The organism is Lactiplantibacillus pingfangensis (genome assembly GCF_005404945.1).
GTDB classification, from domain to species: Bacteria; Bacillota; Bacilli; order Lactobacillales; family Lactobacillaceae; genus Lactiplantibacillus; species Lactiplantibacillus pingfangensis.
The window spans coordinates 16,743-43,385 of record NZ_BJDG01000019.1 but is presented as its reverse complement, the minus strand read 5'-3'; the positions used below and the strand labels follow the sequence as shown (position 1 = coordinate 43,385).

General features: G+C 44.1%; 26 protein-coding genes. 7 read left to right on the top strand and 19 right to left on the bottom strand.

Translation table 11 applies throughout. The features are described from left to right. Positions 1 to 105: 105 nt before the first annotated feature. Complete coding sequence (locus FFM74_RS09525; RefSeq protein ID WP_137626401.1) at positions 106 to 2,466, bottom strand: SEC10/PgrA surface exclusion domain-containing protein; 2,361 nt, start codon at positions 2,464 to 2,466, stop codon at positions 106 to 108. 287 nt (positions 2,467 to 2,753) lie between these two features. Here FFM74_RS09525 and FFM74_RS09520 point away from each other — a divergent pair, with 287 nt between their 5' ends. Further along, on the top strand, positions 2,754 to 3,155 hold the full coding sequence (locus FFM74_RS09520) for a helix-turn-helix domain-containing protein (protein WP_137626400.1): 402 nt from the start codon (positions 2,754 to 2,756) through the stop codon (positions 3,153 to 3,155). 91 nt (positions 3,156 to 3,246) lie between these two features. Here FFM74_RS09520 and FFM74_RS09515 read toward each other — a convergent pair whose 3' ends face one another. Next, positions 3,247 to 4,134, bottom strand: a complete 888-nt coding sequence (locus FFM74_RS09515; RefSeq protein ID WP_137626399.1) for an NAD(P)H-binding protein — start codon at positions 4,132 to 4,134, stop codon at positions 3,247 to 3,249. 118 nt (positions 4,135 to 4,252) lie between these two features. On the opposite strand from FFM74_RS09515, the gene FFM74_RS09510 reads away from it, so the two are divergent. Further along, positions 4,253 to 4,864, top strand: coding sequence for a TetR/AcrR family transcriptional regulator (locus FFM74_RS09510; protein ID WP_171000706.1), 612 nt, complete (start codon positions 4,253 to 4,255; stop codon positions 4,862 to 4,864). Positions 4,865 to 4,959: 95 nt separating this feature from the next. Here the strand turns inward: FFM74_RS09510 and FFM74_RS09505 are convergent, their stop codons facing one another. The 3 genes from FFM74_RS09505 to tnpA all read right to left on the bottom strand — a co-directional run bounded on the left by FFM74_RS09505 (position 4,960) and on the right by tnpA (position 6,717). Next, a complete protein-coding gene (locus tag FFM74_RS09505) occupies positions 4,960 to 5,550 on the bottom strand; it encodes a helix-turn-helix domain-containing protein (RefSeq protein ID WP_171000705.1) in 591 nt (196 codons plus the stop codon). A gap of 13 nt (positions 5,551 to 5,563) precedes the next feature. Then, positions 5,564 to 5,842, bottom strand: a complete 279-nt coding sequence (locus FFM74_RS09500; protein WP_137626396.1) for a hypothetical protein — start codon at positions 5,840 to 5,842, stop codon at positions 5,564 to 5,566. A 452-nt stretch (positions 5,843 to 6,294) separates the two neighbouring features. Then, positions 6,295 to 6,717: an IS200/IS605 family transposase gene (gene tnpA / locus FFM74_RS09495; RefSeq protein ID WP_137626395.1), complete on the bottom strand. Its 423-nt coding sequence runs from the start codon at positions 6,715 to 6,717 to the stop codon at positions 6,295 to 6,297. Between the two features lie 91 nt (positions 6,718 to 6,808). On the opposite strand from tnpA, the gene FFM74_RS09490 reads away from it, so the two are divergent. After that, positions 6,809 to 7,963: an RNA-guided endonuclease TnpB family protein gene (locus tag FFM74_RS09490; protein ID WP_137626394.1), complete on the top strand. Its 1,155-nt coding sequence runs from the start codon at positions 6,809 to 6,811 to the stop codon at positions 7,961 to 7,963. Positions 7,964 to 8,210: 247 nt separating this feature from the next. On the opposite strand, the gene FFM74_RS09485 is transcribed toward FFM74_RS09490, so the two are convergent. Further along, positions 8,211 to 9,269: an amidohydrolase family protein gene (locus tag FFM74_RS09485; RefSeq protein ID WP_137626419.1), complete on the bottom strand. Its 1,059-nt coding sequence runs from the start codon at positions 9,267 to 9,269 to the stop codon at positions 8,211 to 8,213. Between the two features lie 445 nt (positions 9,270 to 9,714). Here FFM74_RS09485 and FFM74_RS13770 point away from each other — a divergent pair, with 445 nt between their 5' ends. Then, a complete protein-coding gene (locus tag FFM74_RS13770) occupies positions 9,715 to 9,993 on the top strand; it encodes a hypothetical protein (protein ID WP_137626393.1) in 279 nt (92 codons plus the stop codon). 231 nt (positions 9,994 to 10,224) lie between these two features. On the opposite strand, the gene FFM74_RS09470 is transcribed toward FFM74_RS13770, so the two are convergent. The 5 genes from FFM74_RS09470 to FFM74_RS09450 form a co-directional block, all read right to left on the bottom strand. Beyond that, the gene (locus FFM74_RS09470) at positions 10,225 to 10,524 is read right to left on the bottom strand and encodes a type II toxin-antitoxin system RelB/DinJ family antitoxin (RefSeq protein WP_171000704.1); all 300 of its coding nucleotides are present in this window, start codon (positions 10,522 to 10,524) and stop codon (positions 10,225 to 10,227) included. Between the two features lie 493 nt (positions 10,525 to 11,017). Further along, positions 11,018 to 12,382, bottom strand: coding sequence for an MFS transporter (locus FFM74_RS09465; RefSeq protein ID WP_171000703.1), 1,365 nt, complete (start codon positions 12,380 to 12,382; stop codon positions 11,018 to 11,020). Positions 12,383 to 12,514: 132 nt separating this feature from the next. Further along, the gene (locus FFM74_RS09460; protein ID WP_137626391.1) at positions 12,515 to 12,802 is read right to left on the bottom strand and encodes an ArsR/SmtB family transcription factor; all 288 of its coding nucleotides are present in this window, start codon (positions 12,800 to 12,802) and stop codon (positions 12,515 to 12,517) included. A gap of 187 nt (positions 12,803 to 12,989) precedes the next feature. After that, the gene (locus FFM74_RS09455; RefSeq protein ID WP_137626390.1) at positions 12,990 to 13,754 is read right to left on the bottom strand and encodes an ABC transporter permease; all 765 of its coding nucleotides are present in this window, start codon (positions 13,752 to 13,754) and stop codon (positions 12,990 to 12,992) included. Continuing rightward, positions 13,738 to 14,670: an ABC transporter ATP-binding protein gene (locus FFM74_RS09450; protein ID WP_137626389.1), complete on the bottom strand. Its 933-nt coding sequence runs from the start codon at positions 14,668 to 14,670 to the stop codon at positions 13,738 to 13,740. Before FFM74_RS09450 ends, FFM74_RS09455 begins: the two co-directional genes overlap by 17 nt. A gap of 155 nt (positions 14,671 to 14,825) precedes the next feature. Here FFM74_RS09450 and FFM74_RS09445 point away from each other — a divergent pair, with 155 nt between their 5' ends. After that, positions 14,826 to 15,503, top strand: a complete 678-nt coding sequence (locus FFM74_RS09445; RefSeq protein ID WP_137626388.1) for a response regulator transcription factor — start codon at positions 14,826 to 14,828, stop codon at positions 15,501 to 15,503. A 20-nt stretch (positions 15,504 to 15,523) separates the two neighbouring features. Further along, positions 15,524 to 16,414, top strand: a complete 891-nt coding sequence (locus FFM74_RS09440; protein WP_137626387.1) for a sensor histidine kinase — start codon at positions 15,524 to 15,526, stop codon at positions 16,412 to 16,414. Between the two features lie 335 nt (positions 16,415 to 16,749). Here FFM74_RS09440 and FFM74_RS09435 read toward each other — a convergent pair whose 3' ends face one another. The 8 genes from FFM74_RS09435 to FFM74_RS09400 all read right to left on the bottom strand — a co-directional run bounded on the left by FFM74_RS09435 (position 16,750) and on the right by FFM74_RS09400 (position 25,465). Further along, positions 16,750 to 17,718: an ABC transporter ATP-binding protein gene (locus tag FFM74_RS09435; protein WP_137626386.1), complete on the bottom strand. Its 969-nt coding sequence runs from the start codon at positions 17,716 to 17,718 to the stop codon at positions 16,750 to 16,752. A gap of 5 nt (positions 17,719 to 17,723) precedes the next feature. After that, positions 17,724 to 18,800, bottom strand: coding sequence for an ABC transporter ATP-binding protein (locus tag FFM74_RS09430; protein WP_137626385.1), 1,077 nt, complete (start codon positions 18,798 to 18,800; stop codon positions 17,724 to 17,726). 14 nt (positions 18,801 to 18,814) lie between these two features. Then, positions 18,815 to 19,849, bottom strand: a complete 1,035-nt coding sequence (locus tag FFM74_RS09425) for an ABC transporter permease (RefSeq protein ID WP_137626384.1) — start codon at positions 19,847 to 19,849, stop codon at positions 18,815 to 18,817. Positions 19,850 to 19,852: 3 nt separating this feature from the next. Then, the gene (gene opp3b / locus FFM74_RS09420) at positions 19,853 to 20,782 is read right to left on the bottom strand and encodes an oligopeptide ABC transporter permease (protein ID WP_137626383.1); all 930 of its coding nucleotides are present in this window, start codon (positions 20,780 to 20,782) and stop codon (positions 19,853 to 19,855) included. Between the two features lie 155 nt (positions 20,783 to 20,937). Next, the gene (locus FFM74_RS09415) at positions 20,938 to 22,584 is read right to left on the bottom strand and encodes a peptide ABC transporter substrate-binding protein (RefSeq protein WP_137626382.1); all 1,647 of its coding nucleotides are present in this window, start codon (positions 22,582 to 22,584) and stop codon (positions 20,938 to 20,940) included. A 547-nt stretch (positions 22,585 to 23,131) separates the two neighbouring features. Beyond that, entirely contained in the window at positions 23,132 to 23,509 is a 378-nt protein-coding gene (locus tag FFM74_RS09410) for a DUF1634 domain-containing protein (RefSeq protein ID WP_137626381.1), read from the bottom strand. Then, positions 23,509 to 24,354: a sulfite exporter TauE/SafE family protein gene (locus FFM74_RS09405; RefSeq protein WP_137626380.1), complete on the bottom strand. Its 846-nt coding sequence runs from the start codon at positions 24,352 to 24,354 to the stop codon at positions 23,509 to 23,511. Before FFM74_RS09405 ends, FFM74_RS09410 begins: the two co-directional genes overlap by 1 nt. 229 nt (positions 24,355 to 24,583) lie before the next feature. Beyond that, positions 24,584 to 25,465, bottom strand: coding sequence for a LysR family transcriptional regulator (locus tag FFM74_RS09400; protein WP_137626379.1), 882 nt, complete (start codon positions 25,463 to 25,465; stop codon positions 24,584 to 24,586). 138 nt (positions 25,466 to 25,603) lie between these two features. On the opposite strand from FFM74_RS09400, the gene FFM74_RS09395 reads away from it, so the two are divergent. Next, complete coding sequence (locus tag FFM74_RS09395) at positions 25,604 to 26,641, top strand: MucBP domain-containing protein (protein WP_137626378.1); 1,038 nt, start codon at positions 25,604 to 25,606, stop codon at positions 26,639 to 26,641. Positions 26,642 to 26,643 lie beyond the last annotated feature (2 nt).

The window sequence follows — 26,643 nt, the reverse complement described above, 5'->3', positions numbered from 1 at the left end:
CCTTTCAATCAGTGACACTTAAAACGACACACTAATAGCTAGTAAGTCCTCAGAGCCCTTACTAGCTATTAGTAATCTAACTTAATCGTCGTGATGAAACGTTATTTAACGTACTTTCCGCCGTAATAGGCCATAACCTAGACTTGATAAGCTAAGTAACATTAACCCAAATAGACTTGCCGACGCACCATGACGCCGTTCAGAAGTTTGTGGTAGTCTGGTCGTTTTAGTGGCTGCCGCTGGCTGAACTCGGCTATCACTAACCGGTTTAACGTTTGGTAAGACGACACTGACTGGTTGCTTAGCCGCAGTCTTCCGGACATTAAGTGGCACAATGTTATTGTGTTGCTTAGTAGTTGCTGTCGTAGTCGTCTGTGGGTTAAGCTGATCACCTTGATCAGTCGTGGTTGTCTGACTCGTCCCATCGGTAGTCGTTGTCGGCTTCGAAGCCGTCTGATTACCGTCGCCTGAGGCCGTTTGATGACTCGCCAAACAGTCTGCGACTAACTTATCTTGCGCAGCTTTGAAGGCGGCAAAATCAACTGCTTGTTGCGTCTTCAAATTAGTGAGCTTAGTGTCTACGCTGGCTTTAAAGGCGGTCAATAATTCGGCATGCCGCGCGTCACGTTCCGCTGGTGTTTCATCATGCGCAGCTGCATAAGCCGTGTCAAACGTCTTTTGCGCTGCGGCAATGGCAGCATCATGTGCCGTAGTTGCTTTGGCGATGGCAGTATCATAATCGGTCTGAGCTTGCGCAATTTGCGCCGTCTCGTTGGCCGTGTTGGCAGTTAAAGCATCCGAATAAGTCTGTCCAGCCGCCGCGAGTGCATTCTGATAAGTGGTCTCATTTTGCGCCAAGGTCGCTTGATAGGCATCAGCATTCGCTTGTAATTGTGCCGTGTACTTATTGTTAATCGTCGTTAATTGACTGGCAATCGTTTGATTAACTGCATTAGTCGCATCAGTTAAGGCTTGTTGCGCGTTAGTAACTGCCACTTTATCATTGGCAACCGCTTGTAATTGTGCTGCGGTCGCACCACCTGATGTACGTAAGGCTTCAATCGTTTGGGCGGATGTTGGGGTTAATGCAGTTGGCTCAGTAGTGAGTGTTTCTCCATCCTGGGAATTAAATGACTCAAAAACAAATATATATGGAAACATGTCGCTATCAGATGCGCCAGTATTATATTGTACAGACATTCCAATTAATTGAGCTCCACGGAACGCTTCGCGATGACCCCAATTTGATAAGCCATCTTGGTAAATCATAGCCGAAATGCTATTTAAAATACCAATTTTTAATTTATTCATGGTTAAATTATTATAATTGCTCATGGTTCCTAAATTTTCATGGTAAGCTTGCAAATCATATTTAGCCATGATTGCTTGTGCTTGAGTTAATACATCAGTATTAGTGTAATTATGTGTATCACCCATTTTATTAGTTTCACGAAGTTTTACAATCTCTAAATTTGCATCTTGAGCCTGTTGGGTCCATACTACAGGATCTAATCCCTGGTTTTTACGCCATGAATTAATTAAGGTTATAGCATAATCGGCAAGTTCCTTTTGCTGTGAGTCGGTCAAATCACCATTGATTTTATCAGAAGTGTCATTTTTCAATGCTTCCTGATAGAAATCATACGGGATATTATTTACATCACTTGCAGGAATATTAGGATCAGCTAGAGTAGTAGGTAAATTCTTTTCACTCTGGATCGAATGAATTCCAGTCAACATTGCTGTCCCGCCATTATAGCCTGGTGTCGCAGTATACGCAGTAGTCGCACTCGCATTAGCCTGATCTACCGCGGCTTGGTCAGCGTTAAGTTGATTCTGAGCATCGGTGACGGCCACCGTATACTTAGGATCAAGTTTACCTGACTGAGCTTGACTCATTTCGTCAGCCTTCGTTTTGGCAGCTTGCGCATCCGCATTAGTCTTGGTCGTCGCTGCGTTGGCATCGGCTTGGTCCTTAGCGGTTTTAGCATTAGCCTCAGTCGTCGCTTGGTTGGTTGCGGCCTGATTGTCGGCGTTAGTCTTGTTGTTATGTGCTTGTTGCGTTGCTTGTGATTGCACGTTAGCCGCATTATTGCTATCCGTCGTTAACGTCTTGTCGGCTGCCGCATCCGCCGCCGTTTTGGCATTAGTTGCGTCCGTGCGTTCTTGATCGGCCGTTTTGGCAGGGTCAGTGTCAAGTTGGCTAGCATACGACTGTGTGTCAGAAGTTGCTTGACTGGCAGCTTGTGAGGCGACAACGCCTTGACTCGTGGCATAACTCGTGACCGTTTGACTCGCTTGAACCTCTTCTGGACACGACGCCGAAGTTGGCGCTGACTTAGTTGTCTGCGTCCCAGTTGTCGCTTGCCCAACAGTATCCGCGTGCACCAGCGTTTGCGTGCCCGTTGTTGCCATCAAACCACCGAGCACTAACGCTGTGGTTGAAATTACCTTACTTTTATTCATGTTCCAATAAACCCCTTTTCAGTTATTCTCCAAAGCTGATTATTAACTCACGGCAACTAGCAGGCCAAACCTGTCAGTTGCCTTTTTTGTGTTCAAATATCCGCCAAATCTCACCGTAACTGACCAGCCGTTTTATCCAAACTTAATTCTAATCATGAGTTATTAAAATTATTATATAACGGATTCCGTTAGTTTTAAAGTTAAAATAAATTATTTCGTTAGTTTTATAACGTTTCTCGTTATATGCCTTAATATCTCCATAAACAACTAAAGGAGGAATTTATTAAGTGGCAAGTATAGGTGAAAGAATTAAAGAGTTTCGAAAAGCGGCACATTTTACCCAAACTGATTTAGGTAACCGGGTGTGGTTAACGGCCCAAGTCATTTCCAATTACGAACGCGGCTATTCGACCCCGAGCGCCGACGACATCGCCAACATTGCCGCCGTGCTCAAAGTCCCCATCTCATCCTTTTATGCCACCACAAATACTGAATTACACGCCAATCAACTCCCTGACTGGATCAGTGCCACGAACCGTATCGACTTACGACAACTCCTGCACTCCAATATCTCAATGGGCTATGGCCAGATGGATTGGTCACAAACCGACAAAGAACGCATTCGTCACGTGATTGAAGGGGTCTTTTGGGATCGACTCGAAACTAGTGACGATCACAGCACAGACTAACCCCTGCTAATTGATTCAAGCCAAAAATAACCAGTCAAGGCTTGATGTCTTGACTGGTTATTTTGACGGTACTTATCGGTGAATGGAACCCTTACGCTTGTTGCTGATAAACTTGGGCAAAAGTTGCCGCGAAGTCGGCCAGTTTAGTCGGTCCAAGGACGGGCTGATGTTGCCGATAGTCCGCATAAAAATCTTGATCACGTTCATAGGCGGTCATTTTAACAAATTGTTCGACAAACTGCGTGTTCGGATTGACGGCCGACAACCGTTGCTGCATCTCATCATCGCTCAACTGCACAGCCTTCAAATCTGGCATGCCAATAGCTGCGCCCAAGAGCTGGGCCACCTCAGGGTAGGTCTTTTCATCGCTGGCGACGTATTGAACCGTGTTCCCGGCCGTGGGCGCCGTCAATGCCTTGACGATCACTGGCGCAATATCGGCAGGCGCCACCCAAGAACTGGCCTTCGTTAAGGAATTGTTCGTGTAAATGGCATGATCTTGTCGAATCGACGTCAGACTGCCGAACAAGTTATAAAACATGCCGGTGGGCCGAATAAACGTCAAGTTAACATCTGGCAATTCAGTTGTTAGCACCCCTTCAATAATCTGATAAATATGCAAGGCACCCACTTCAGGACCAAGATTCGCCCCCACACTACTCAAATTAACCACTTGTTTCACCCCAGCCGCTTTAACCGCCGCCGCATAAATCTGAGCCTGACGGCGGCCCGCTTCAAAGATGTCACCCGCACTCGCAGCCGTAATCATCAAATAAACGGCATCCGCGCCTTGAAAAGTCGCGGTCAAAAAAGCCTCATCCGTAATACTCCCAATGGCCGGCGTCGCACCAAGCGCTTCAATTTCAGCAGCCCGCTTAGCACTATGGCTGATCACCGTCACTTCATGCCCTAACTTGACGAGTTGACTAGCAGTTGGTTTGCTAATATGGCCTAATGAGCCGGTTAAAATAATTTTCATGTTTAATGCCCTCTTTTTAAGTATAAGTCTATCTTTAATACAAGACTCATTATAAAAGATAGACTTATACTTTGTCAAGCGGTAAACTTGAACTAAGTTACCAATGAGGAGCCTGATAATGAAAATTAAAGATGAACAAAAATATGACCGCTTAATTCAAGCTGCCATCCAGCTATTAGCCACCGAGGGCTTGGCGCCATTTTCAACAACGAAGGTCGCCAAGCAGGCCGGCATCCCCCAATCCAACCTGTATATCTATTTTAAGAATAAACAAGCTTTGCTGAACGCCACATACGCCGCCGCGGTTCACCAAATGAGTCTCGCCGTTGTACCTTGTTTTGCCAATGACCAACCACTGATTACCCAGACTGCCGCGAGTATTCACGGCTTGTACGACTTTGCGATGGCCCAACCGAAAACGGCCACGGCGGTCCAAGTTTTGATGGACGATGTCCAATTCAAGCAACAAGCCCCAGTAAAATTAGCCGACATGGCCAATCATCAAATCCAAGATGCCTTACAGCTCGGCGTACAAACCGAAGTCTTTCAACCGGTCGATTTAAACCTAATCCGTTACTTTTTAACGCGGCCGGTCTTTCATTATGCGGCCGGCATTCAGTCTGGTCTGTACTCGTCAACTGCGCAAGGGTTAAACGAACTCACTGCCATGGTCATGCGCGCAGTTTTGACACCAACGGCATTGAAAGCTTGGTTAGCAACTAACGCCTAACCCCCGCTCGCATTCGATGATAATTAAAAACACGACTAAAATTGCGTTTAGCAGCTGCAATTTTAGTCGTGTTTTTAGTTATCGTATGAAATTGATCAATCACTTATTTTTTCATTATCACTATCAGACTTAGACGAAGCTGGCTCAGATTCCAGCTGTTCATTCTCCTGAGCATCAGTTAATTTCTTCGTCAAGTGGTCAATCTTGATATGATACTTAGCCAGTCTTTCTTCTATTAATCCCGCATGGTTTTCAACTAAGCCGTTCAATCTAAAGGGGGTAAAAAAATAACGTAATAAATCTTCTTGTTGCATAGATTGTAGCACCTTGTTTTTTTCAATATCCGACAACGTGCTGTAACTCATTCCAATAATCGTCGCAGCTTCTCGCAAATTTAATCCTAATGCCTCTCTTTGTTGCTTAATGGCTTCAGGGGTTAAAAAATGATACTTTTTTCGATAGTGTTCATAATCCGACTTTACATTTTGATCAACATCAGTCATGGGCTCTAGCCAATTATCTTCATTATTGATCTCTTGTCCAACTGGAATCCAATAGTGATGCGTATTTTCTAATTGTTCAGTAAAAACTTTCACATTTTCTCGTACGGTGACTTCCGTATATTTTTCATCCTTATTGAAGACTTTGTTTCTATGGGTGATGTCTTTCTGATTAATAATTTTCATCAGTGTCCCCCTCCTATAAATTGATTGCGGTCCAACTATAGTCGGCATCTTTTTCACGTTCATGAATTGACATGACCTCGGTGCCACCAGTATACCTACAAAACTTCAAATAGTAGTCAGTCCCCGTGAGTTTCACCAGGAATTCATACACATTGATGTTCGGATTATCTGGATCGTGATGATTGGGACTAGGTCCGCGAAAGTAATGACTATTCGGTAGTTGCTGAATCGCAATTTCTAGTGCTTTTGTTGGTGTTAGTCCTTTTTTACGAAGGTCTTGGGTGCTTTTCATTTTCAGGCTTAAACTGATGTTTCCATGTTCATAGTCTTCTCTAATTGCGTCAATCTGTGCTTTTATCAGTTGATCCTGCAAGCTACCCAATAAATTCGCCACCATCCTTTTTCCGTTACCCTACAGTAACATAAATTTATCATGGTTTAATCCAATAATCAAGTCACCACAACTTTAAAAGCTTGGTTAGCCTCGACCAAAAGTTAAGGCGTGAAGCGCTGTCAGGTCAAGGGGGTAACCAATAAGTTCCACCTCATCGCTTTACTTTAAGGAAACGCCTGATAGACTAAATTTATCAAGGGGGGATGTCAGATGCAACTTGGACAACAATTACGTCAGCAACGACTGGCACATCATTTATCACAAAGTCAATTAGCTGGTGAACTGCACCTATCGCGACAATCTATAGTGGTCGTCAGTTGAGAGACTCGGTATTTCAATACCGAGATGAATCAGCGTCTTGGACGACCACCATTGTATTGATTTAGCTGTGAATCAATGTACTGCGTTACAATTTTCTTTGAAACATTACCTAAGGTGCTCATGAAGTAACTGGGCGACCACAAGTGACCACCCCACAGTTGTTGCTTCGTTTCAGGAAATTGCCTAAACCATTGCTTTGCTGAACCACCTTTGAAGGCCTTTACAATTGAAGAAGGCGCATACTTCGGCGCAAAACTAACAATCATACGCACATGATCCGGCATAACTTCTAAGCTAGAAACGTCAATGGTATGCCGTTCGGCGATTTCACTGAGAATATCTTTCAAGGCGGCACATTTTTCGGGTGATGTAAAAACTGGCTTGCGGTACTTCGTTACCCACACCAAGTGAAAGTAAAAATCGTAGACGTTCGTACGCTCACGCTTAATCATATGTATATCCTCTTATAAATTATTTTGTAAGTAGTTAACACCAATTGTAAAATAACATCTGTGATACACTTTTCGTAAAGAAGGTGAGCAGATGGTTCTGAAAGGCATTAAGCTGCGAATTTATCCAAGTCCGGCGCAACAGTTAGAGATCAAACTTAATTTTGGCTATAATCGATTTGTTTGGAATCAGATGCTCAACATGATGCGTAATCGTCATGAAAACAATCCCCAAGCGCCATTCTTAAATGCCTTTGCCCTTAATAGTTTGTTACCAGCGTTAAAGCGGGAATATCCATGGCTAAAAGAAGCAGAGAGTACGAGCCTACAATCGACGTGTCACGACCTAGTGGCCGCTTTTCAAAAGTTCTTTAAGGAAACTAATGTTGGTTTTCCTAAATTCAAGTCGCGTAAATTTCCTAAGCAAAGCTACAACGTTAAGTTCTCAGGGACCAGCTTAGCCATCAAAAGTGAACACATTATCAGGATCCCTAAGGTTGGCCTGATGTCCTTTAGAGCAGGTAGCGAAATCACCGGTCAGCTCAAAAGTGCGACGATCAAACTTTCCGCAACTGGTAAATATTATGCGGTACTTTTGGTTGAAATCGAAGTCCTCCCTTTTGCTAAGACTAGCCAAGCGGTTGGTATTGACTTAGGTGTGACTGATTTGATGATTACTAGTGATGGCAAAAAGCACCCGACGATTCGTTTTGACAAACATCTTGCCAAGAAGAAGTACTACTGGGAAAAACGATTAGCGCGTCGGCGACGTCAGGCCCAAAAAGAAATCGCCTGGGATCATCAAAATGAAGTTCCCGCCCCTCGCGAACTGTCTGATTTTAAGAATTATCAGCAGGCGAAACTGATGGTTGCTAAGTACAACGAAAAAATCGCTAATCAACGCCGAAATTACCTGCATCAGTTAACAATCCAACTCGTCAAACAATATGACGTGATTAAAATTGAAGATTTGAAAACCAAGAATCTTCTCAAAAATCATCAACTTGCTCGGGCCATTGCCAATCAGTCTTGGCGTGAAATTCGTCGTCAACTCGCTTACAAATGTGCCTGGTATGGGAAGCAACTAGTGCTTGTGAATCCATGGAAAACCAGTCAACTTTGTGCAAACTGTGGTTACGATGATGGTAAGCACGGGCTGTCCATTCGTGAGTGGACCTGCCCCAACTGTAAAACAAACCACGACAGAGATGTTAATGCCGCTAAGAATATTTTAGCCGCAACCGCTTAGATATTAAAATAGTCTTGGGCTGGAACAGCCCTTAGTTAATAGCCGTAACCGCTACGTGATACCCAATAAGTGTCACGCAAGTCTGCGGTGTTCCTAGAAGCTCGTTACTTTAGTGACGAGTAGTTCACGAGTTTATCATCGGTTTTAGTCACGGCTACCACGTTGCATAAAAAATCCTTCCATTAATGGTGACTATTTAATGGAAGGATTTTTTTAATGCAACGCCACAGTCAGTGGTCAGAAAGCCCTAGCTTGTTAGTAATTGCCGCGCATTATCGCGTAAAATAGCTTGTTTTAATGCTGGCGTCAAAACTTCGGCTCCCGTCATCATCTGACTGGCGATTTGTAACAAGGTTGGTAATTGTTTAAATTGGTGATGCTTTTCGAAAAAGGCATCATACTTCTGTAAGGCATTAATGGCAGTCATTTGTCGCGCCGCCTTCCCCATTTCAGCGTTGACTAACACGGCGAGGAGCTTGCTAGAGGTGGCCAAGTCGGTGTAGGGAATGTCGCTGCCATACATAATGTGCTGCCGGTCCGCCAGTGTGAGTAACATCGGCAATTGCCGCGGCATGACCGCGCCCGCCGTATCGAAATAAACATGCTGCATCGCCGCATAGAGATCCGAGCGATAAGCCGATTTGACAAACATCGCATCCCGATCTGCCAAAATGCCCATAAAAGCCCCTGCATGCGGCACAATCAGCTTGATGTCAGGAAACCGATCAAAAAAATGATATTTCAACAAATTCATAAACGCCATCGTCGTATCCATAAAGAAGCCCATCAATGGCGTTGGTAAATCAATATTCACATTTTGGGGCAACGCCGCCGGTTGATTGGGATGCAAGGCCACAATCGCCTTGGCCTGATTCAACTGCTGGTAGACCCGGTCAAAAATGGGCGTCCCAAAATACAGGCCGCGCGTATTGGTTGGCACTGTGAAACCTCGTGCGCGGTGAGCCAAGGCCCAATCAATTTCCTGGACACTTTCTTGTTCGTACGGTAACGGCAAGGACGCCAAATAACCTAGCTGGTCAGGATAACGTTGCGTCAAGTCGTCACCAACTTCATTAGCATCGCGAGCAATCGCCAAAGTTTCATCCTTATTTCCGAAATTAAAGTGTGGCGAAGACAAGGATAATAGCGAATAACTAATATGTTGTTTTTTCATAAATTTTAAGGTAACCTGTTCGTTCCAAGCTGGCGTCGGCCAGCCGTCTGGATCACCCGGGATATGTTGTTTCAGTGCGTCAGTATAGCGTTTTGGTAAATAATGCGTGTGCATGTCAATAATGCCGTCCATTTTTAAGCCATCTTCCATTCTCTAAGTTGATGACTTAAATTTAACGCTGATTGGCAGCTCAAAACAACCAACAATTAAGATGACAATGTCGAGTAATCAACGGAATCCGTTAGGCACTTCAAAATGGTCAGTTGCTTACTTATCAAAGCCATTTTTCGCGAAGGCTGTCGCCCACTTGCTAAAAAAACTAGTTTAGTCTAAAAAAACGGCCGTGAACGGTCGTCTTGTGGTAGCTGATTCTGTCATCGGAAAACCCAAATAATCTTTGTCACTCAGGTTTATTCCAACACATTCCAAACGCCAGTCCGATGACTAACCTTCAATGCGTTCTGGTATCGGTGCAATCGTGTTGCTTACGTCATATTTTGGGCTTATATTTATTGCGATAAGTTGACCTCTCATTGACGCTTAATTCAGAAATTGCCAAGGCCCATTCTTGTACATAATGAAAGAAGATGACGGCATGTACCCTGAGACCTGGCGCAGCTTGCTATTCTATATTCTTATGATCGGCCTAATTAGTTATGCAGCTCACCACTTTCCTAACAGCTTTATCATCACGTGGTTAAAGCAATATGCTGGTTGGATTCTTGGACTGTGTCTAATCGTCGTAGTTTTCACTGCTACTGGACATCCTTTCAATGCACTGGACATCCCATTGTTGCTATTTGTGTTAGTGCTTGGCTATCTGCTCATCAAAAAATCACGACACCAGAAAAAATAGGCCATCAACTAACCAGCAACGTGAGAATCAGTTCTCAGTTGCTGGTTAGTTTGTAACTGTTAAAGTTTCCCGGATTTCATGTGAAGTTTCTTTTTCACCAGCCTGGCCTGTTAGGGCGATATGAACAGTTCTTTGCCAATTTATTTTAGAATTGTTGATGAGTCTTCCACAACGAGTATGGGACGCCGTTTGCCCTTCTTACCAGTATACCCCACATAAACAGTTACAATGTCATTTGGTTTCAACGTCCTCTTCGTCACCCTCACTCAGCCACTTATCCAATTGTTCATTTGTCTCAATTTTATCTGTGACTGGGAGCCCCTTTTCTGCATTTTTGAATTGTAGCACTGCCATTTCTTGTGAAGATAGTTTCAACTCAAATGGCAATCCACCCTCCGCTACAACTCGCTTATAGTAAGCTGTGATTGCCGTTGTGGTGCTCAACCCAAGCTCCTGGAATATAGCTTCTGCCGCTTCACTCAGCTCACGATTAACTTGAATTTGGACTTTTTTCTTACGACTTGTAGTCATCACAATGTCCCTCCACTCGTTAATTTGTAGTATAACTGTACTACAAATTGCCCGCCATTTGAGTTGTATTCGCATAATTTTTTGCCGGTATCGGATTAGTTAAAAGTACTGATCGATGATAGAATCTCAATCTGATTATTTTATTTGTTGTTCCTGAGAATGACTTTTTCCAGCATGTACCACTTGATAAAATTTCCATTTTAGCAATTCGGAATTTCTACTCACCCTAATTTTCTGATGACCGGGTCGCAATTGTTTATGGCATCTCGATACAATCACTACTCAATCCGTCATAAAATACACGACCGAGTGTTTTTCCAACCGGGGCAAGCGCCGCGCTACTAGTTGTAATAATTCCTATTTTCATGAGGCTAGAACGCATTCATGGGCAAAACGACCACCGTTTTCAATACGATGGTCGTTTCATTTTAATCATTAAATGAGTCATCACGCTGTTTTCAAGACACTAATCGTTAATTTGCTGGCCATTTTTTTACCGAAGTCGTAACGACCAGCATAACCCAAGCCAAGAAATCACTGCCGTACCGAGCAGTGCCATTTGAAAACCAGTCATAAATTGCAGGTTAGTGGCACCACCACTAAATTTTTCAAAAATCATCACGGTAATCGCCGTGCCGAGCGCGCCACCAAACAAACGGAAAACGTTATAAATCCCTGAAGCCTTGCCAATCTCAATCGCCGGCACTGCGCCTAAAACCGCTTTTTGTAACGCTGGCCCGGCCATTGACAATCCCATTCCGGCTAACATCAGCGGTAAAACTAACCAAGAGTATGTCTTTTGTTGTTGAACTAAGATGGCAATTAATCCATAACCAAATCCTTGTAAAAACAACCCTAAAGTCGCGACCCATTTTTCACCCCAACGATCTACGGCTCGACCAGCAAACGGCGCAACCAGGACCAACGTCCCGGTCCAAGGCAATAATTTCAGACCAGCAGTTAATGCCGTTGCCTTGGCTCCCAGTTGAAAATATTGCGGTAGGAAGAAGATGACACCATACATTGACCCGTACAACAGTGCCGTCGCCAGATTGCCACCCGTGAAAGTGACCGATTTAAACAACGTCAACGGAATCACTGGCTGAGTGGCATGCGCCTGCCGCCAAAGTAACCAGCCACCCGCGACTAGTCCAGCAACACCACTAACTAAGGCCGTTTGAGCGAGCATCGGCGTCGCAAGATGGGTTGACAGTGAGAGCCCCAAAATAATCCCCGTAAATGTGACGATAATTAGGAACGCATCCAACAATTTTAGCCGGTCAGTTTGCCCCACACTCTCTGGCAAATACCGTCTTGATAAGCCAATTGCCACCAGCCCAATCGGCACGTTAATCCAGAAAATCCATTGCCACGCGAGTTTGGCGACAATGAACCCGCCTAATGACGGCCCCACAATTAGGGCTAAACCGCCAATCCCGCTCCAGATTCCTAGCGCGCGACCGCGTTCATTTGCCGACAAAGCTTGCGTTAAAATTGCCATCGACATTGGGGTCATCACCGATGCCCCAACGCCTTCAACGACGCGCGCCGCAATTAGCGCTGGCATCGTCGGCGCTAACGCACAGAGCACTGACCCAACTGTAAAAATCAAAATTCCCCAATTATAGACTTTACGGCGTCCCCAGCGTTCACCCAATGAAACCCCAACCAACAGTACCGCAGCAATCGTGATGTTATAAGCATTTAACGCCCACTGCAACGTCGCTACCGAAACTTGAAAATCCAACCGAATGGCAGTCGACGCAGTTGTCACAATCATGGCATCCATCATGGCCATGAAGAACCCTAACGACGTCAAAATTAATAACCAGTTCACCTTTTTCCCAAATATGCTCATCACTAACGTTCCCCCATATTGTAAAATAGTTCAAAATATTTTGAACTATTTTACAATAGCATGCTGACTCAAAACTAACAAGTCCCAAATAAAAAAGAAGACGGTCATCGTCTTCCCATTTAATAAGTATTCTTATAATTGGTCCCAAAAATGACCAACCACAGTATCAAAAGTCCCGCGGTCAATCGCCACATATTTTTCACGTGCTTCTTTGCGAGCCGTAATCAATCCCGCAGCTTGCAATATTTTAAAATGGTACGTTCCGGAAGTCTTACTAATCCCAATCGCCGCGCCCACTTCCCCACAAGCGACTTCATGATCTAGGCCATTGAGATACTGCAAGATTTCTAGCCGGACCGGATCTGCCAACGCCTTAAAGACTTGTATGGTTTGTTCAGTTTTAATCGGTTGTTTTGTCATACCTTTATCTTACTAAAAAAAGCGTGAACTGCAAATCGGAAGGCTGATTTAATGCTCATTTTTCTTAATGGGCATTGAAAGCACAAACAGGGTTCCAAACAACGTCCTGTTGTCATTGCAATAGGTTGGCTAAACTCTCACCTGAAAGCAACATAGTCAAGATAACACACAATTTCATAAAAAAGCGCTACAGTTCTTTACGTTGCATGATTATCGCTGAACCGACAATTGCCACGATTAAGACCCCGATACTAGTCCCAATATATGGCCACAATGACTCAACTTTGAGTGTTCCCAAAGCAATCGCCTGCGCAACATCCGTAAAATCAATATATTTGAGCCACTGCCAATGACTAAAATTTGCCAAAATTGCAATTAGAAATGGCCACAAAATTACAAATACTACGGCAACTACGACTGAGCTTAAAGTGACCAAAATAATCACGCCAATGCTAAAAATCACACTAATGAAGAAAGCAACCGTCAACGTCATCAGGCCCCAGGTACGTATTAATGTCAGCGTCGATGCACCAGCAGTTCGACCCGCGAGATGACTGACTAGCATGACCATGCCATAATAGCTAAAAGTTAGCCCCAAAATATCAATTAACATGGTGGCAAACTTGCCGACAATAAATGACAGTCGCGAGGTGCCTGAAATCAACGTATTCTTATAAACTTTTTTTGAAAATTCTTGACCAATCACCATCACAAATATGGCAATATCAATATATAATAAAACTGTCGTAGACAATGTTGCGCTCTTTAGTCCAGTTAAAATGGACCAGTGTGCTATGCCAAAATTTGACATTGAGTCGGTATTAATCATGATACCGCCAGTACTCTCATTAGCCGTAATTAAACTGCTGAATACGAGAGTGAGCACTAAAACGACATAAATCCCCCAAGTGTGACGTTGGCGATAATAATCTGCCTTAATTTGATTGAACATGCCGTTGCTCCTCTCCTGAGACCAAGTTCATGTAATATTGTTCCAATGACCCTTCCTGCCGTACCAACTCCGAAACTGCCACGCCCTTTTGAATCAGCAATTGATTAATGGCTGCGGCCGATAGCTGGCTATGGTGAATAATGAGATGGTGCTCATCCATGATAGCAAACTCACCAACTGCTGCTTCATCTAGCACCTGACTAGCCGCAGTGACGTGATCAACTGTCAGTGCCAAACCAGCTTGGTTCGCCAAGTCTAATTCACCTTTTGTCAATTCTTTAATCAACCGGCCCTGATGAATAAACCCAAATCGACTCGAAACCTGATACAGCTCTGACAAAATATGACTAGAAATTAAGATTGTCGTGTGTCGTTCTTCATTTAACTGCTTGATCAACTGCCGAAACTCAATAATCCCACTAGGATCAAGGCCATTAGTTGGCTCGTCTAAAATTAAAAAATCTGGTCGCGGTAAAATGGCTAGAGCCAGTCCTAGCCGTTGACGTTGGCCCAACGAAAGCTGTTTTGCCTTCGTCCCCTGCTTTGCCGATAAACCCACAAAGCCTAAAGTTTCTGCGATTAAGTGTGGTTCTGAGATACCGTGCTGAATCGCACATAGTTTTAAATTCTGTGTCACCGTTAAATTCGGGAATGCCACTGGATTCTCAATAATTGCTCCGGTCCGTCGTAGTGCCTGTTGATAATGACCGGCCGCTTCCCCAAGTAACGTAATCTGTCCCTGTTTTAGAAAAGATAGCCCCGTAATTAACCGCATCAGGGTAGTCTTACCGGCACCATTTTCCCCAATTAAGCCATAAATATCCCCATTGTTGATAGTTAGACTAATTCGATCTAACGCTTGAAAATGGCCAAACCGTTTACTGACGTTATCGATCACTAAAACCTCATCGCTCATCCCAAAACACGCCTTTCTTACTGCCTTAACTAGCTTTAATTTACGGTAACTTCCTTAATTTCGAGTATAAGTAAACCTTAATTTAACCTAAATTGTGACTGCTTACTGATTCAGCTATAATTAATAGTAACCGAAGCTAAGGAGTCATCTAACAATTGAAACCAAAAATTTTATTAGTTGAAGATCATACTGATATTCAAGAGCTATTACACACCGTTCTAAGCCCTGACTATCAAGTATTTGCCGCTTTAGATGGCATTAAAGCATTAGAAATCTTTAATGAAAAACAACCAGATATGATTATCTTAGATTTAATGTTACCAAATATTACTGGCGAAAGCGTTCTTAAAACGATCCGTAAAACGTCCAGTATCCCCATACTTATTTTAACGGCGATTCAATCGAAGACTAAAACTGTGGCATTACTACAAGCTGGCGCCAATGACTATCTAACTAAACCTTTTGATATTGATGAATTATTGGCGCGAATTCAAGTCCAATTGCGCCTGACACATTTAAGCCCGCAGAACGTAAACCCAACGATTCAATTCAATGACATCAGCTTAGATCCTAGCACACATGCAATTACCGTCGCCGGCCATGCCTTAAACTTGCCAAAAAAAGAATTCAATTTATTGAAATTACTTTTAACAGAACCCCACCATGTTTTCGAAAAAGCACAACTCTACGAATCTGTTTGGGGTGAACCTTATCAGAACGCAGAGAACACGCTCAACGTTCATTTGAGTAATTTGAGAATCAAACTTAATGCACTGACCGGTCAACCCCAGTATATCGTTTCAGTTTGGGGAATTGGCGTGCGCCTGATTTAAACGAGGGAGGTTACTGAACATTGCTTATAATTAGTTTTTTAATCGTCCTAGTATCCGGGCTGACGATTGCACTCATTTTGCTAGTGCACGATCTTAATCACATTACTAATGATCTCAATTATATTAATGAACGGACCACCAATGCGGGTGTCACCAGTAATCTACACTTTGGCCCAATTCAACGCCTCACCGTTGCCATGAATCAAACACTCAGTAAGACACGTCAGTTACAGCAACAAGAATACCAGCATGAGCACCATCTTGAACAGATGCTACTCAACTTGACTCACGATATTAAAACGCCATTAACCGTCGCAACGGGGTATGTACAACTGATTCAAAAACGCCCAGCTGTCGCAACTCCGACCAACTTACAGCGTGTCTTGGCAAACCTATCTTCCGTTAACTATTATTTGCGCTATTTAATGGATTTCAATCTGATTCGCAACAAAGCTGACCATCTCAACTTGGAGTCGATTAATTTATCACGATTTTTGGAACAAGAACTCTTCAATTTTTTTGATGAGTTGAGTGCCAAGAAAATTACCGTCACACCAGAAATAACATCCAATCTTTACCTCACAACCGATAAGTTACTACTCCAAAGAATCATTCAAAATTTAGTCGGTAATTGGCTTAAATATGCGCATACCACGGCGACTGTCAAATTGACTCAGCTCGACTCGCAACATCTTTGTCTGGAGTTCACGAATGACACAATCACAAGTAATCGTGAAAACGTGACCCAACAATTTTTTACAACTGGTGATGATTCGAGACAAAGCCTCGGTTTAGGCTTAACGATTGTGCAATCCTTAGTCACCACTTTAGGTGGTCAGTTTAGTTTAACTTCGGAATCAGCCGATTTTGCCGTGAAATTGACTTTTAGGACAGTATCCCCCTTGGATTAACAAATTGTTAAAGCGTCCATGGTCATCTTGATTAAGCTCAATTAGATAAGTATGGCAGCGACTAACCAGTATTAATACCAAAGATGACGCTGATACTGAGCAACACCAGCTGAAAGCTAACCCGAATTGTCATTCCAGCTCCCCTACCAGTAAATGATCATGCTCTATAAGTAATTCAGCAATAAATGGCAGTATACTTCCAAAATGTGATCAAATTGACAAAAATGGCAGTATACTTCCAAAAATTCAGCAATCTAAGCTGTCATTCTCACACAAATCACCAGTTAACCCAAAAGATGCCCAACTAGCTAATCAGCTAATTGAGCATCTTTTATTTAACTATGTGGAAAGTCGGTCACGAGACCTGCTTCCTGCGCACGTTTCGTATACATTTCAACTTCGTCTTCACTGGCCCGAACAAAGTGTCCTGGCGCAATTTCGACCATCCGTCGTTGCTTATCATCATGTTCGCGTGACGCGTCATAGGTGACTTGCTTACGGTTCCGTTCGAATTCAGGGTCCGGCACGGGTACCGCTGAAATCAAGCTCTTGGTGTAGGCATGCAATGGATGCGTGTAAACTTCATCCGCTGGGCCGATTTCCAAAATCTTCCCGTAATGCATGACCCCAATTCGGTCACTGATGTACTTAACCATCGACAAATCATGCGCGATGAATAAGTAGGTCAGGCCTTGCTTTTCTTGGAGTTCCTTCATCAAGTTAACAACTTGGGCTTGAATGGACACGTCCAACGCCGAAATCGGTTCATCCGCAATGATGAATTTCGGTTCCACAGCTAAGGCCCGGGCAATCCCGATCCGTTGCCGTTGTCCACCGGAGAATTCATGCGGATAACGACTGGAATGGTCTTTGTTCAGCCCAACCGTTTCCAGTAAGTCTTCAACTTGTTTCGTCCGGTCGGCATCATCCTTGGCTAAGCCATGAATGTCGATTCCTTCCGCCACGATGTCTTTAACTTTCATCCGTGGATTCAGTGAGGCATAGGGGTCTTGGAAAATCATTTGGATTTCACGGCGGAATTCATGCATCTCGGCCTTCGTATGCAGCTTCGAAACATCTTTACCGTTGAAAATGATCTGACCATCCGTCGGTTCATATAAATGAATGATCGAACGACCGGCCGTGGTCTTCCCAGAACCGGATTCACCAACTAAACCGAACGTTTCGCCTTCATAAATATCAAAGGAGACGTCATCAACGGCCCGGACTTCATCTTTTTTACCAACATTAAAGTACTGCTTTAAATGATGGACTTCTAGAATTTTTTTACGTTCATCAGGCATAGTGATTACTCCTTCGTGACATGTTTAATCGGTGGCTCTGGCTTTTCCATCGCTGCAAACTTCTTTTGGCGGCGCACAATTTCTGCGGGTGGCGTCACTTTAGGGGCGTCTGGATGTAACAGCCAAGTTGCGGCGTAATGCGTGTCGGAAACTTTGAAGAATGGTGGTTCTTGTTCCGTATCAATCTTCATCGCATAGTCACTCCGCGCGGCAAAGGCATCCCCAACGGGTGGGTCCAATAAATCGGGCGGTGTCCCCGGAATCGCGGACAATGAGCCGCCTTCGGTATCCAAGGTTGGCATTGAGTTTAACAAGCCCCAAGTATACGGATGTTGTGGGTTGAAGAAGATTTCATCAACTGTCCCATATTCGACGATCTTGCCAGCATACATGACAGCAACCCGGTCAGCCATTCCAGCGACCACGCCCAAATCATGAGTAATAAAGATGATCGACGTATCAATCCGGTTTTGCAAATCCTTCATCAAGTCCAAAATTTGCGCTTGAATCGTGACATCCAACGCGGTGGTTGGTTCATCAGCAATCAGCACTTCTGGGTAGCAGACCAACGCGATCGCAATCACGATCCGTTGCCGCATCCCACCGGAGAATTGATAAGGATAGTCGTTGATTCGGCCTTCAGGATTAGTAATCCCAACCAGCTTAAGCATTTCTAACGCTTGGGCAACGGCTTCCTTTTTCTTCAAGCCCTTATGCTTCATTAACGGTTCGGCAATTTGTAACCCAATCCGCATCGTTGGGTCCAATGACGTCATTGGATCTTGGAAAATCATGGCAATATCTTTACCACGAATATGTTGCATGTCTTTTTCAGACTTTTTAATAATATCTTCGTCATGAAACATGATGCTACCGCCCTTAATGACGGCATTGGGTGCTAATAACCCCATGAGTGACCGGGTCGTCACTGACTTACCGGACCCAGATTCACCAACAATGGCTAAGGTTTCACCCTTCCGTAAGTCGAAACTGACATCACGAATGGCTTTAACTTCACCTGCATAGGTGTGGAAATCAATTTGTAGATTTCGCACTTCAATGACATTTTCAGGATTTTCCATCTTGTTGCAGCCTCCTATCGTTTCGACTTTGGATCAAACGCATCCCGCATACCATCACCTAATAAGTTAAAGGCAAGCATTAAGACAATCAAGACGATTGCTGGATACCACATTTGATATGGTAAGAATTGGAAGTTCTTTTGCCCATCAGAGATCAACGTCCCTAATGACGCTTGTGGTGAACTAATCCCAATCCCAATATAACTCAAGAACGCTTCAAAGAAGATGGCGTTCGGAATCGTAAACATCGTTTGAATAATGATCACTGAAGATAAGTTCGGGAGCAGATGCTTCCAAGCAATCTTCGGCGCTGATTCACCTAACGTCCGCGCAGCTAAAATGAAGTCTTGATTTTTCAGCTGCAGCGTTTGCGCACGCGTCAGTCGGGCCATCGTGGTCCAGTTGATTAATGCCAAAGCAGCGATGATGGAAGCCATCCCAGTTTTCTGGAAGGCGGTCGCCATCAAGACCATGACAACTAATGATGGGATAGACGAGAGGATTTCAATGATTCGTTGCATGAACATATCCACTCGACCACCCATCCAACCGGATAGGATCCCGAACCCGACCCCGATCGTTAAATCAATCAAGGTGGCAATTAACGCAATTTCAAGTGAGACCCGAGTCCCATACATAATCCGTGCAAGTAAGTCCCGGCCTAAATAGTCGGTTCCTAAAATATAATGCACATTCGAGCCAGCACCGGCTTGTTTGTAAGCATCAACATCGGCACCAGATTGATTAATGTGACCGTTCAAGCCATGAATGCCAACACCCGGAATCTTAGGTGGCAAGTTGGCGTACTTGGGTTCTTGGTCATTTGGATTCTGGTGGTAAAGTGCTTGCCCACCAAAGGCCATCAAGAACAATAGAATTAACACGATGAAACTGGTAAACGCCGTCTTATTAGATTTCAGGCGCCGCCAAACATCTTGCCCAAAAGTTAAGGAAGGTGCGGCGATTTTTTCGTTGTCAGGCCCAGCGGCTTTATCTAACGGCTCGAAGTCGCCGGGTTTGATTTCAATATTATTTGGATTATCTACCATTAACTAGTCCCCATTTCCACTTAAGCGAATCCGCGGATCAATGATGCCGTAGACGATATCGGTCAACAATAACAGCAAGCAAAGTAAGGCGGAGTAGAAGATCGTCACACCCATGATGGTTGGATAGTCATTCACTAAGATTGACTTAACGAATTGTTCCCCAATCCCAGGGACAGAGAAGATGTTTTCAACAACCATCGACCCAGTCATCAAGGCGGCGGCCAATGGTCCAATCAAGGTGACCATTGGAATTAAACTGTTCCGCAACGCATGATGATAAACGATGCCGAATTTCGATAATCCTTTGGCCTTCGCCAATTCGATATAATCGGAACTCAGCACATCAACCATGTCGGTCCGAATAAACCGGGCCGTTTCGGCTAATGGACTCGCTGCCAGCGCTAAGGTTGGTAAGATGGTGTAGGCAAAGCCTTCCCAACCAGCAACTGGGAACCAACCCAATTTCAAGCCAAGATAGTACTGAAGTAAGATGGCTAACACGAAACTAGGAACCGCAATCCCTAAGATTGACAGGATGGTCGCCAAACGGTCGGCCCAAGTGTCTTTCCGAATGGCCCCAACGGCCCCAAGGATAATCCCGAAGATTACCCCGACGACCATCGCTTGACCACCTAATTGCATCGAGGGACCCATCCGACTCCCGATCAAGTAACTAACCGCTTGATCACTGAATTGGAAAGATAGCCCCAAGCTACCCTTGAAAATTCCTCCAATATAAATGAAATATTGGAGCCAGACGGGTTTATCTAGCCCGTACTGTGCTAAGATTGATGCTTTTTCACTAGCGGTCAACTTGGCTTCATTTTGAAGCGGCGTCCCTGGCATTAACTTCATCAGGAAGAACGTGGCGGTTGCCACAATGAATAATGTCAGGAATAAGTAAAATATCCGCTTTAAGAGATACTTTCTCATTAGAATTCCTCGCATTCTATTAAATTAGCCTTAAATTATAATGACAGTTCTGATTATAAAACAAAACGGTAAGGATTAACAATGTGTCAATCCTCACCCCTTCGTTTCACATTCGTTCAGTTAAAGCACACACATTCGAACTTTCAGATTTTGACCTACTTAACGTACATATACTTGTAGTTGTATTGTGAACCGGCCGTGTTGTAAATGATACCTTTCAAACTCGTCCGAGTTAAGTGAGCTTCGGCTTGTTGATAGATTGGCGCAATCCCTTGGTCAGTCATCAAAGTCTTTTCAGCCGTTACCATATCGTTCCAACGAGCGGTTTCATTGTTAGCATCTTTACCAGTGGCATTCTTGATTGCAGTGTCATAGGTTGAGCTGTTATATTTACCGTTGTTGTACGAGTTGTCAGACGTGAAGAGTGACAAGAAGGAGATTGGATCAGTAAAGTCAGCATTCCAAGCAGAGATAACAGTATCAAAGTTCCCATTTTGTGACCGTTGTAAACGGGTCTTGAATGGCACATTTTGGTTCGTAACCTTAACCTTGGATGACAATTTTTGCCATTGTCCTTGAACGTATTCAGTCGACTTCTTGGCACCATCGGTATCGTCAGAAAGTAAGTTAATCTTCAAGCTGGATTGACCAGTTTCCTTTAACCCTTCGTTCAATAACTTCTTAGCTTCAGTCATATTGTATTCAACCGCGCTAGGTACATACGAATCGTCAGCAAAGTCTTTCTTGTTCGTTGGGCTCTTCGCTAAATCAGATGAGACATAACCTTTAGCTTGTGTCGATCCATCGGCTAAGACGTCGTTAACAAATTGCTTCCGGCTGATCGCCATTGATAATGCTTGACGAATCTTCTTGTTTTGGAAAGCCTTCGCTAATTGAGAATCGCTGTCTTTTTGGTTGAATTCAACATAGAACGTTGAAGCCGTCTTCCGAAGAAGGAAGTTCTTATTGGTCTTGTAATTCTTAACTTGAGTCCCAGAAAGAATGGCATCGTCAAGTTTGTTCGAGTTAAACAAGTTTAAACCGGTTGAAGCGTCTTTGACAACTTGGAACTTGATACTACTCATCTTGACGCTCTTAGCATCCCAGTAATCTTTGTTCTTCTTCAATGACCAAGTTAAGTTAGTCCCCTTCCAACCAGTCATCGTATAAGGACCATTGTAGACCATGTCTGCACTAGTTGTCCCATACTTAGAACCGTATTTCTTAACGGCTTTTTCGTTTTGTGGGAAGAAGTTAACAAAGCCCATTAATTTCTTGAAATAAGGAATTGGCTTGTCCAAGGTAACCGTCAACTTGTAGTCGCCGTCTGCCTTGACGCCTAAACTAGAAACAGCCTTTTTGCCGCTGCTGATTTCATCAGCATTCTTGATGCCCGAATATAAGTATGCGTATTGTGACGCAGTCTTTGGATTAACAGTACGTTGCCAACCATAAACGAAATCTTTAGCGGTAACTTTGTCGCCATTACTCCATTTTGCGTTCTTCCGTAAAGTGAACGTATATGTTTTACCATCTTTAGAAACAGTGGTTGATTTGGCAATTCCGGGTGTAATTTTACTGTCCTTGCCTAAACGGTATAACCCTTCGTTAGTGTTGTTCAACATGTTTGAACTTGTAACGTCGGTCGACTTAGATAAGTCCATTGTTGGTAATTCAGACTTTTCAGCAATCGTGGCCGTTTGCTTACCTGATGATGAGTTACTCTTGGAACCACAGGCCGCGAGGAATAATAATGATGCCCCCGCAACGGCAGTTACTTTAGCAGCTGTCTTTAAATTCATAAAACCCCAACCCCTCTAACTTAATAGTTTGTGTGTGCTTTTCCCTCGAAAAGTTAAAGTAATTGTATATTATAAATAAATTAAAATCAATGCTAAACTCTAATTTTTATCATTATTTCGTCATAATCGAAGCGGTGTACGGCATTAATTTTAAAATAATTCACAAATAAATTGAATTAAAAACGTTTATTTTTCAATACATGTAGGAGTGTTCGCCATTATCATTCACAAGGAAATCAGCTCAATTAGTTTTCTTAATAAATAATTTTTCTCGGGCCGTTTTTGACTAGTTTCAGGCGATATTCGATTGGTCAAAACAGCTAAAAAGTCAAAATAAGCTAACCCACGCAAAAATTTATCAGTATTCTCTTATTATTTAAATTGTTTATATGGTAACAGGTCACGCCATTGTGAATTCAAGTTATCCCAACTAAAAAGACCGGTCCTTAGTGGCAAGTTCTGCCCACTAAAAACCGGTCTAAAGATTAACCTTTGAGAATTGACTGAACCAACATTATCGTTGGTACGGCCGTTGCTAACTCGTCGCTTAACCGCCGAAATACCCGATGACGGAAGCAATGACTAAAATAATTAAGACCGCGGTCGTAATCCAGACATACAAGTGGTCATTTTCTACCGCGAACGCATAGATTGAAACGGCTACCCGCAAGGTGGGGGTTAAGATCAATAGGAAGAGACCTAACATAATCACGGCAAATGGCCGTAATGCTAACACCCCGGTCAGAATTTCTTTAAAGCCTGTGGGTTGAATCCCATTTGGATAACCACCATTGCCTTGAATGAGCATCAGAATAATGCCTAAAACAATCACCGTTGCTGACACGATGACCCCAATGCGTAAAATTTGACCAATCATCAGTTCAACTTGATGCATTTCAGCTGCTTTTGACTTCTTTTCGGACATTAGATGGTCACCCCAAATCCTTTAGCAATCATTTGTAAGCCTAAATATAACATGATCGGCACAAACAGCATTCGAATCACCCGTGGCTTTAAATGTTGCATGATCCGGGTCCCCACTAAAGCGCCTAATAAAATTCCGATGGCTAGCGGTGCGGCAATCCCAGCCTTAATTGACCCGTTGAAGAAATAAACCATCGCACTTGCGGCCGCAGTAACCCCCATCATTAAATTAGACGTTGCGGAAGAAGGTTTGAGTGGCATATGCATAATCGTATCCATTGCTAAGACTTTGAATGCCCCACTCCCGATACCGAGCAGGCCACTAGCTAAGCCAGCGCCAAACATCATCACAAACCCGCCGGGAACATTTTGAACTTGATAATCGACTTGTTTTTCTAAAGCCTTATCATAATACGTGCCATTTAAATTCAACTTAGTCGCCAGTTGATCTGCTTTGGCCGCTTGGTCATCTTGACCTTTGCCAAGCAATTTACGAATCATATTATAGGTGGTAAAGACTAACAAGGCGCCAAAGAGGAAATATAAGAACGTCGCATGAACTAACCCGGTTAAGACCGCCCCAATCACCGCGCCCACCGTCGTCGCAATTTCCAAAAACATCGCGACGCGTAAATTTAACATTTCATCTTTTAAATAAGCAATCGTGGAACCAGAACTCGTGGCAATGACCGCAATGATACTGGCCCCAATGGCGTACTTAATATCTAATCCCATGCCAAGTGTCAAAATGGGCGTGATGATCATGCCGCCACCAATCCCCAGAATTGCCCCAAAAACGCCCGCTAACACGCCAACGCCGAGCATTAATAATAATGAATAAATCACAAGAACTCACCTTCGTCTTTTAAATTTCACTTGTCAGTTTACCATTAACACAAGGGAGTTCCTAATTATTACTAATTTTGGTGTTCAGCCCAGTCACAGCAGCAGATCGCAGCAGAATTGGTCCAACAAGTTAGTTAATAACTAAAAACAATGTAACCGAAACCATCCCCGCTAAACTAGTATTCACTAAAAATGTGCCATTAAAAAATTAGATAGCTTAAGTCATAAATTAGTCTAAAGCTTGCGCTTGTGGAAATTGGGCCATAAATCCGGCGACTAATGGTGTCGCCAATGATTCAGGAGTAGTTGCCAACACTAACCGGTTCTCAAAACGGCGATCAGCCAGTGACCGAATCAGCACTTGCCCCGTATCATAAGTTTCGGCCAGTGACCGTGGCACCAAGGCGACGCCAATTTGATGATCAGCCCAGTGCATCGCTGTCCGGGCGTCGTCACAAGTCATGACGTACTGCGGCTCGAAATTCTGTTCCAAAAAAGCCACGTGAAACAGTTCATTGAAACGCCGATACTTGATCAAGGGTAGCCCATCCAGATCATTTAAGCGTAACTGCCGTCGACGTGTGAACTGGGTGTAACGTTTCGGCAATACCGCCACCATCCGTTCGGGCGTAAAATAGCGGCAAACTAAGTGCTGCTGATTAAACGGCGTGCGTAAAATGGCGACATCTAATAAGCGTTTATGTAAGTCATCTAACAATTCAAACGTATTGCCCTCGCTGACTTCCAACTGGACATCGGGATGCTGCTGCAGCCAAGTCAGGACTTTTTGATTGGGCATGGCGCCCCCAGAAGAAGATACCGTCCCCAAGTTCAAAGTTCCAGTGATGCCACGACCTAGTGCGCGCACCTTGTTTTCGGCGGTGGCAGACAATTGCGTGAGTTGCTGCGCATAGCCCACGAGCAGCTCCCCAGCTGCTGTGACCGTTACGCCTTGGGGCAGTCGTTTAAAGAGTGTGACCCCCAGTTCCAACTCTAACTGCTTAATTTGATAGCTCAGTGGTGGCTGGGCGACGTGCAGACGTTTGGCGGCCGCCGTCATTTGGCCTTCTTCTGCGACGGCGAGAAAATAGCGCAATTGTTTTAAATTCATCCCAAAATTCCCCCTATTTAATCTTAGTATACACGAGCCAACTAAAACCGACCTTTATGATTTACTTAAGCTGTGCAAACTCATCGACGGATGCGTTATACTAGAAATAATTATAAAAATTATGAAAGGAGTGGTCACGTGCACATTTTTGACCGTTTAAAAAGTATGTTGCAAGGCTTAAATCGGCCAGAAGCAACCACCACGGCTGACCCCGCCGATACGCCAAGCATCACCGCAACCACTACCGACCAAACGCCGTCAGTCAATCAAACGGATGCCCTGATTCTCGTCCATCATCTCGATGTGGACGGCCACGAGCTACAGGCGCCTGACATGATTGCCGGCTATATTGGCGACGAGATTCATCTTCCAAATGTCGATATCAGTGGCTATCACTTAGTGCACATCGACGGCTTAACGCGTTGGTTCACGGCACCACAAGCGCGGCTAGTCTTAACCTATGAACGTCAAGCGGGCCAACCAGTTTGGGCCTACGCCTACGATATTGACCAACGTCAACTCATCGGGCTACCCGCGATGACGCGTGGACCACTGGGGACGCCTTATCAGGTTACAGCACCAACTGTGGCAGGTTTCAAACTGTTACGCTCAGTCGGTGATTTGACCGGCGAATACACGACCAGCTCCAAAACCGTGCTGTTCTTCTATCGCAATCAAAACTGGCGTCAAACCGACCTCAGTACCGGTTTCGTCCAAATTCGACAACAGACCCGCGTTTTCCCCTATCCGGGTGCGACCATGACCAACTACTTGACCGCCTTGCAAGTCGGCAGCGTCTACAAAACCTATCTGCGGGTACAGTTGAACGCCGGCGATACTTGGTACAATATTGGCGACAATCAGTGGATTCCTGAAACACAAGTCCAACTGACCAACGGCGATCAACTCTTGCCACGCCTACCGCTCAGTTACCGCACACGTGACCAGCGGCAGGTGCAACAAACCGGCATCGTCAGTTTCGTTCCCGGTAAGGCCGTCCACACTTATATCGAACCATATGGGCGTTACTTGACAACCGTTGCCGATGGTGAAAAAGTCACCCTAACTGAACGACTCGTTGACGACAATCGAGTGGTCTGGTATCGGCTACAAAATCTCGGCTATTTGCCGGGACGTTATTTAACTGGACTCAACCCTAATGAGATCATGTTTTAAAC

Excerpts from the sequence above, each read along its gene's own strand:
- FFM74_RS09425 (WP_137626384.1), bottom strand. The coding sequence starts at position 19,849 with ATGGTAGATAATCCAAATAATATTGAAATCAAACCCGGCGACTTCGAG.
- FFM74_RS09415 (WP_137626382.1), bottom strand. The coding sequence starts at position 22,584 with ATGAATTTAAAGACAGCTGCTAAAGTAACTGCCGTTGCGGGGGCATCA.
- FFM74_RS09490 (WP_137626394.1), top strand. The coding sequence starts at position 6,809 with ATGGTTCTGAAAGGCATTAAGCTGCGAATTTATCCAAGTCCGGCGCAA.
- FFM74_RS09470 (WP_171000704.1), bottom strand. The coding sequence starts at position 10,524 with ATGACTACAAGTCGTAAGAAAAAAGTCCAAATTCAAGTTAATCGTGAG.
- FFM74_RS09450 (WP_137626389.1), bottom strand. The coding sequence starts at position 14,670 with ATGAGCGATGAGGTTTTAGTGATCGATAACGTCAGTAAACGGTTTGGC.
- FFM74_RS09400 (WP_137626379.1), bottom strand. The coding sequence starts at position 25,465 with ATGAATTTAAAACAATTGCGCTATTTTCTCGCCGTCGCAGAAGAAGGC.
- FFM74_RS09515 (WP_137626399.1), bottom strand. The coding sequence starts at position 4,134 with ATGAAAATTATTTTAACCGGCTCATTAGGCCATATTAGCAAACCAACT.
- FFM74_RS09510 (WP_171000706.1), top strand. The coding sequence starts at position 4,253 with ATGAAAATTAAAGATGAACAAAAATATGACCGCTTAATTCAAGCTGCC.
- FFM74_RS09525 (WP_137626401.1), bottom strand. The coding sequence starts at position 2,466 with ATGAATAAAAGTAAGGTAATTTCAACCACAGCGTTAGTGCTCGGTGGT.
- FFM74_RS09435 (WP_137626386.1), bottom strand. The coding sequence starts at position 17,718 with ATGCCTGATGAACGTAAAAAAATTCTAGAAGTCCATCATTTAAAGCAG.
- FFM74_RS09410 (WP_137626381.1), bottom strand. The coding sequence starts at position 23,509 with ATGTCCGAAAAGAAGTCAAAAGCAGCTGAAATGCATCAAGTTGAACTG.
- FFM74_RS13770 (WP_137626393.1), top strand. The coding sequence starts at position 9,715 with ATGAAAGAAGATGACGGCATGTACCCTGAGACCTGGCGCAGCTTGCTA.
- FFM74_RS09460 (WP_137626391.1), bottom strand. The coding sequence starts at position 12,802 with ATGACAAAACAACCGATTAAAACTGAACAAACCATACAAGTCTTTAAG.
- tnpA (WP_137626395.1), bottom strand. The coding sequence starts at position 6,717 with ATGATTAAGCGTGAGCGTACGAACGTCTACGATTTTTACTTTCACTTG.
- FFM74_RS09505 (WP_171000705.1), bottom strand. The coding sequence starts at position 5,550 with ATGAAAATTATTAATCAGAAAGACATCACCCATAGAAACAAAGTCTTC.
- FFM74_RS09430 (WP_137626385.1), bottom strand. The coding sequence starts at position 18,800 with ATGGAAAATCCTGAAAATGTCATTGAAGTGCGAAATCTACAAATTGAT.
- FFM74_RS09485 (WP_137626419.1), bottom strand. The coding sequence starts at position 9,269 with ATGGACGGCATTATTGACATGCACACGCATTATTTACCAAAACGCTAT.
- opp3b (WP_137626383.1), bottom strand. The coding sequence starts at position 20,782 with ATGAGAAAGTATCTCTTAAAGCGGATATTTTACTTATTCCTGACATTA.
- FFM74_RS09465 (WP_171000703.1), bottom strand. The coding sequence starts at position 12,382 with ATGAGCATATTTGGGAAAAAGGTGAACTGGTTATTAATTTTGACGTCG.
- FFM74_RS09500 (WP_137626396.1), bottom strand. The coding sequence starts at position 5,842 with ATGAAAAGCACCCAAGACCTTCGTAAAAAAGGACTAACACCAACAAAA.
- FFM74_RS09455 (WP_137626390.1), bottom strand. The coding sequence starts at position 13,754 with ATGTTCAATCAAATTAAGGCAGATTATTATCGCCAACGTCACACTTGG.